At 35.1% G+C, this 7,265-nt stretch carries 3 protein-coding genes; 1 reads left to right on the top strand and 2 read right to left on the bottom strand.

Going from position 1 to position 7,265, the window contains the following annotated elements:
• Window positions 1–376: 376 nt before the first annotated feature.
• Both QZ136_RS07285 and QZ136_RS07280 read right to left on the bottom strand, forming a co-directional pair.
• A complete protein-coding gene (locus QZ136_RS07285; protein WP_291401953.1) occupies window positions 377–1,555 on the bottom strand; it encodes an AraC family transcriptional regulator in 1,179 nt (392 codons plus the stop codon).
• 71 nt (window positions 1,556–1,626) lie between these two features.
• A complete protein-coding gene (locus QZ136_RS07280) occupies window positions 1,627–2,535 on the bottom strand; it encodes a helix-turn-helix domain-containing protein (protein WP_291401951.1) in 909 nt (302 codons plus the stop codon).
• A gap of 764 nt (window positions 2,536–3,299) precedes the next feature.
• Between QZ136_RS07280 and QZ136_RS07275 the strand changes: the two genes are divergently transcribed.
• On the top strand, window positions 3,300–7,265 hold a 3,966-nt coding region (locus tag QZ136_RS07275), incomplete at its 3' end, for a hypothetical protein (RefSeq protein WP_291401949.1).

Here is a 7,265-nt window from a genome sequence, read left to right as displayed (position 1 = left end):
AGCCATTTCTTCTTCGCAATCATAAAAATCAAATAAATCATGGTTCAGACAATTTAGATGGTTAGTTATCAGTTATGAGTTATCAGTTATCAGTTGGCAGTTGTCGGTTATCAGGCTAACGACATCTGAAATCCGGTGGCTGTGGTTCTCGAAGCCTGGCTTACGACATCTGAAATACTAATGTGCTGGTTATTTTTCTGTCTTTACTCCTTGTTCTTTGCTCTTTGTTCAAATTAGTATTTAGTAGTTAGTACTTAGTATTTAGAAATGAGATTTAAAGACTCTTGGTTTCTAAACAAGCACTAACCTTGTCTTTTTTCTTTATTCTTTATTCTTTGTTCCTGGTTCCTTGATCCAGTCTTGCTTTCGAACAATATTATGTTACTTCTGGTCTATTGAAGTTTTCGGAGTGGTTTTTAGGGAATTTACGATAGGCACCTTGATTTTTATGTTGTTTCATATAATCGAAAGGGGATAGTCCTGTTGATTCTTTAAATACGGAGAAGAAGCTAGATTTTGATGCGAATCCGGATTCTAAGCCAATTCCTTCCATGGTCATAACATCTACTTGGCTAGAAAGTAAAAGGCGTTTTGCATGAGCAATTCTATAATCTGTACGTAGCGTTGTAAATTTTGTCTGGATAATATTTGTGAAACAATAGCCTACGTGGTGTTTGGGTATATTTAATTCTTCAGCGATATCATCAATACTAAACTTGGTATTTAAATAGGGTTTGCTTTGTTCAAAGTATGTTAATATTCTTTCAGCGGTTTCGGTTAATGGATCATTTAAATAGTTTTCTCTTGGTTGACCTATTGGCAATTCTTGATCTTCCTCTTCATTAGGGATATTAATTGTTTGTATTGCTCTTGGGATGCCATATAAAATTCGGGGGAAAATGAAGATAATGACCGGGATAATTGCATAGGCAAATCCTGTAAATGTACCTATAGGTAATTCATTGAATGTATCTTTCTTTAGGTTTTGAGTGCTAAGGAATAGATAAGTCATGAATAAATAAAGTAAAGCAACTAAGAAAGCCAAAATAGATAAAGATATTAGCCATTTAGTGATTAGTCCCCTTTGGACTATTGGCGATTCATTTCCTTTCACATTTGTATATTTCCATACAATGAGTAGGCAGGCAATGCTATAGCCAAGTAATAATACAGGCCGTGCAATTACATTGAAATAATTTGGGTAAAACCAATGAGAATGTACCGTTTTGATACTATTGGGATCATCAATAAACTGTTGTGCAATGCCAACTTTATAGTCGAAATCTTCAAAGATATAAGGCAAGATGGATGTTAAACCTATTATAAAAGGCAAAAAGTGTAAAAAATCTAATTTGCTTAACTGATTAGAGTCGAGGATGGTATTCCGGATATAAAAATATAGCATTGGCCCTGCTAAATAATACAATGGTATGCCATGAGTATTAATAATAGCTAATTTGAAAGCCGACTCATTAAAAAATATTAGGTGATGATGAATACCGTAAGCGGCTATTGGAATTAAAAAACCTAATAAATACAAGATGTTACGGTTCACTTTTGAATTATAAGTGAACATAACGATACAAAGTGCTAGTATTAATATTGAGAAATAATATACCATGGCTTTTAACTATTTTTTTCCAACAGGATAAATTCCGTAGGAGTAAGTCCTGTTTCTTCCTTAAACGTAGTAAAAAAATTTGTCTTTGACGAAAAACCTGCTTCCATCCAGATACCTTGTAAAGATTTAGAGTCTAAATCTCCAGATAAAAGTAGCTTTTTTGCGTGTTCTATTCTAAAGCTAGTTCTTAATTGTGTGAATTTTTTATTTAAACAAGTATTTAAGCAGGTGTACAATTGATGTTTAGGTACGTCTAAGTGGTTAGCTAGATCGTCTAAACTAAATGATTTATCTAAATAAGGCTTATCATTTTCAAAGTATTCAATAATTCTTGCTGCAAGTAAATAAAGATTTTTGTCGCTTAAGCCATTTTTATCTTTATCCTTTCTATTAGGGTCAATTAAATCAGAATCAGGAATGCCGTAAAGCACTTGCGGAAAGAATATCAATACTGTAGGTATAAAAGAGAATGTAAGTCCGGCGATTACAGTAAAGATATTATTATTCATTGCTGTTTTTTCAACGATGGTATCTACATAAAAGCCAAAGGTAAGGCAGAAGGAGCAAATACTTAATAATATAGCATTTCCAATTAGAAAAATGAGCCACTTGATTTGTTTTTGAGTGCTTTCATCTTTCCGTTTTGTTAATTTATTGAATTCCCATAGTAAAAGTCCGCTTGCTGTTACATAGCTGAAAAATAGTACACTTCTAATAATGGCACTTACATAAAATGGATAGATTAAGGTTGTTTTTGTTAAAAAGTTGAAATCGGAGGTTGAGAATAATTGCTCGGCATAATGTATTTTATCTTCAAATGGGATTAAAAAGTAAGGTATAATATTTATAAAACCGATGATCATTGGGATGAAATGCCAAAGGTCGCGTTTTGATAGGCTCCATTTATTTTTCAATGTTCCGCGGACATAAAAAAACAGTAAAAGACCCGGAATATAAAAAAGTGGAGAGATATGTCTTAATAATATGGCTATTCCTAGGATTGAATTTCCTTCAAATAAAAAAAAGTGGAGTATATTATATATAGATAATATGCACATATATCCTGCAAGGAGAATACTGTTTTTATTGTCCCTGTAATTATTATAGCTAATTAAAAGGCTCAGTATTAATGTGGTAATTGATAAATAAAAAATCATATACAATTGGCTTGCTTGGAAAGCTCATTCTGTTTTTTTGGACTGAGTTCCATTTCTCAAAAAGAGTACAATTTTTTGAAATAAAAAATATTAATGAGTTCACAAACTTAAAATTGGACTACTTTACTATAAGCGTAGCCTAAATCCTCTTCATATTTTTTTCACTTTTGTGCCCTTGATTATCTACCGATGTCAAAAACAAATTGACCTGTTACAAATTGTTGCAGGAATTCAAATTGTATTCAAATTATATTAAAAACAATGCTGGGTAGGGTTTTAACGACCTTTCCAATTTAATTGCATGGAGCATTTGTGAATGATTTTATCAATCATTTACCAATATAACGTGTGATTACAACAAAATATATTGCGGCAAAATGATTGCCATGAATGAATTTATTAAGTTTTAACTATTTATAAGTCAAGATGACCTAAACGAAACATATTAAATCGAAAAATGTAGTCAAATACATTTACTTATTGCCTATTACCTATTGAAACATTTCTACTACCTATTGAAAATGCAATCAAAAACAAACCAAATCTACCCAGCCTTTGTAAGGCAATTAGTTGTTGTAACAGCTAACACTTCTTTATCACCTCTTAAGAGCAATTTGCTTAAGTCGCTATTTTTTATGGCCTTAATGGCGAGTTCACTTTTTGTGAATGCGCAGACTATAGGTGGCACTAAACCTACAGACGATTTTGATGGTGATGGAGTAATTAACTCCATTGATATCGATGATGACAATGATGGGTTGCGAGATGCGACAGAGTCGCCGGCTTGTTTTTTCAATGCAGCAGAATGGAACACTGCCAATAAAACGGCTTATGCAACAATAAGTTCCCAGCTTAATCTCTTGGCTCCAAATAATACTTTGACAGCCTTAACGGATAATGTTGGTGATGCTACTGGTGCTGTTCAGTTTGTGACTGCTACTGCACAATCTCAGTTAAACAAAGAATTGTTTAAAATTACCTTTAGTACTGCTGTACAATTGGATGCAATTTATTTCCAAAAAACTTCAGCTACTCAGGTTTTTGCTGCTACAGCTTCAAGTATAAAATTGCAAGGTTCTAATGATAATTCGGTTTGGGTTGACCTTACACTACCCATGGCTTCGCCGGCAAATGCCACAAACTCTACTGCTAATGGTTCTGTTTTATTAACCAATTCAAATAAATTTAATATTATCACCAATGCTGGAGCTTACAAATACTATCGTGTTTACGGTGTGGCTGCAGCCGATATTTTATCGGGAATTGTATCTGAAATTTATTGGGATGTTAATACGGATAAATATGACGGATCGCTATTTCCGAAAACTTCATGTACAAGAGATACCGATAAAGATGGTAAACTAAATCATTTCGATTTAGATTCAGACGGTGATGGTTGCGCTGATGCTATAGAAGCAGCAACTTCAACCACAGCTAATAGTACAACGGTAAGTCCAACTGGTGCCGATACGAACGGAAACGGTTTGTTGAATGTTTATGAGAGTGTACCTGTTCTTGGTTCACTTAACTATTCTCCAAATTATGAAGGTTATGCTCTTGTTAAAGGAATTAACGGCTGTGTTGATACAGACGGAGATGGAATACTTGATGTTACGGATATTGATGATGATAACGATGGAATTCCTGATAATATTGAATGTTCATCTTGTATTAAGACTGGATCAACTACAGAATTGATTGCGCCTAAGAAAATAGAAACATTGCCAGTGAATAGGTTTGGTATTGATTCTTGGTCTATTGCTTCTCAAGCTTTTGACGGATCGGGATTATCAGCTACACCTACAACAGTAGCCTCTTTAAGTTCAATAACGCACGCTTCACCTTCCTTAATTACAAATGCCGCTTATATTTCTGATGGATCAGGTATTAAAAATGATTGGAAATTAACGTTGGATGGTCCAACTGATATCAAAGGAATGGTTTTATGGTTGCCGCCTTCATTTGGTTATGGTGGTGGTGATGCGCCATTGAAAAAAATTAAAGCTTCTTGGACGACTTGTTCTGGCGTATCAAAATCTCAAGTCTTTGACTTTAGTATACCTAACAATGCTGCAAAGGTTGTTTATTTTCAAGAGCCTATCATTTCGGTTAGCGAATTTACATTTGACATTTTAGAAGTTTGGTATGATCAATATCAAGATCAAGGTGTTAGTAATGGATGGTCTATTGCTACCCCAGAAACTATTCCAGGCAATTTCAATGTAATCTTAGCAGAAATTCGTTTTATCAATCAGCTTGCTGGTGTCTCAGTTATTTGTACTACTGATTCAGACGGCGACGGAATACCGAACGGTTTAGATTCGGATTCAGACGGTGATGGATGTGCCGATGCAATTGAAGCAGGTACCGCACCACTGAGTGCTACTGCATTCTCTTCTACTAGTTTCTTAAGTCCTAGCAATACCGGTGCAAATGGTTTGGTTGATGAATTGGAAAGTGCTACAGAGTCTGGAATCTATAAAGGTACTCATACTTATAATTTAGCTCTTGACAAGACAGTAAGTGCTTGTTTGGATACAGATGGAGACGGAATACCTAATATTACAGATCTAGATGATGACAATGATGGGGTATTAGATCTTGATGAGTTAAATTGTGCAACTGCCTTGATGAGTAAAACTGGAGTTACTGTTTCTGCTACGGTAACTTGGGCGGGTACTTTGGCCAATATTTTGAATGGTGTTGAAGCCACAGACGCTTATACTTCTTCTACCTTCTTAGATCAAACCATTTTGCAATTTGATTTACCAAGTGCAAAAGTCTTAAGTCTTATTGAACTGAGTTGTCAGGCTGGAAACTTCCCACTTGGCACAACAGGTAAATACAATATTGAAGGCTGGAATGGAACCACTTGGGAAAGAATTGCTACCGATCAAGTTTTTGCTACTTCAAGCCCGATCAGTGCTGCCAATAATTCGTATAAGTTTAATATGGCTAATAATTATACGGCCTATTCAAAATACAGAATTTTTGGAACAACTGTTTCAGGTACCGTTTCAGGATGGGTGCAAGAAGCCTACTTTACAGAACGCACTTGTATTAGAGATGTTGATGGAGACGGAATACCAAATGGATTAGACTTAGATTCTGACGGTGACGGTTGTGCCGATGCGATTGAAGCAGGAAGTTCGACAACAGCTACAAGTTCAACAATTATTCCTACAGGTACTGATGCCAATGGTAATGGTTTGTTGGATAATTATGAGAGTACAACTACTGCAGGTCTAATTAATTATACTTCAACGTATAAGCCTTTTGGTACAAGCAAAAACTTAGCTGCTTGTGTGGATACGGATGGAGACGGAATTAAAGACTTAGTAGATATTGATGATGATAATGATGGTATAGTAGATGCGGTTGAATCGCCTGCATGTTTCTTCGCAGCACAAGATTTTGTTCGTCCTACTTCAGTAAGTACAGAATTGGATATTTATTCTACTAATGTTATTACTAATGCCATTGATAATAGTGCAACAACATACTCTGCATTTAATGGTTCATTAAACTGGGTTGGGAAAAACCTATTCCGTTTAACAACTGCTTCAGCAACTAGAATTGCAGGAGTATCTTTAGACTTAATTAATTGGCAATTATCTGCTGATGCTAACAACACCTTTAAATTACAAGGTTCTACCAATGGAACTACTTGGACAGATCTTTCTGCAGCAGTAGCTTCAACAGCAACTACCGGATCATTTGTAGTTAACAATACTTTACAGCCAAATACTGCTTATGGCTTCTACCGATTGGTAGGGGTAGCCGGAACATCATACTATGGTGGAGTAACTGACATCAAATTTGTATTACCAACAGACTTTAATGCATCTGCTTATCCTAAAGGAGAATGTACCAGCGATACCGATGGAGATGGAATATTCAATCATCATGATTTAGATAGCGATGCTGACGGTTGTAGTGATGCCCTAGAAAGTGGTTCAACTACAAATACAACGGCAAATTTCAAGTTTACAAGTGCTGTAGGAACCAATGGTTTAGCCGATGGTTTAGAAACAGTAGCAGATAATGCAAGCGTTAATTATATCTCAACTTATAGTCCTTATGCTACAAGCAAAAACTTAGCTACTTGTGTAGATACAGATGGGGATGGAGTTAAAGATATACTAGACATTGATGATGACAATGATGGTATAGTAGATGCGGTTGAATCTCCTGCATGTTTCTTTACAGCACAAGATTTTGTACGCCCTACTTCAGTAAGTACAGAATTGGATATTTATTCTACTAATGTTATTAGCAATGCTATTGATAATAGTGCAACAACATATTCTGCATTCAATGGTTCATTAAACTGGGTTGGTAAAAACCTATTCCGTTTAACAACTGCATCAGCAACTAGAATTTTAGGAGTATCTTTAGATTTAACTATCTGGGCATTGTCAAATGGTGCTACCAACACCTTTAAATTACAAGGTTCTACCAATGGAACTACTTGGACAGATCTTTCT

It is taken from the genome of Daejeonella sp., assembly GCF_017495225.1.
In the GTDB taxonomy this organism is placed as follows: Bacteria; Bacteroidota; Bacteroidia; order Sphingobacteriales; family Sphingobacteriaceae; genus Daejeonella.
This window is presented reverse-complemented; position numbering and strand designations above follow the sequence as displayed.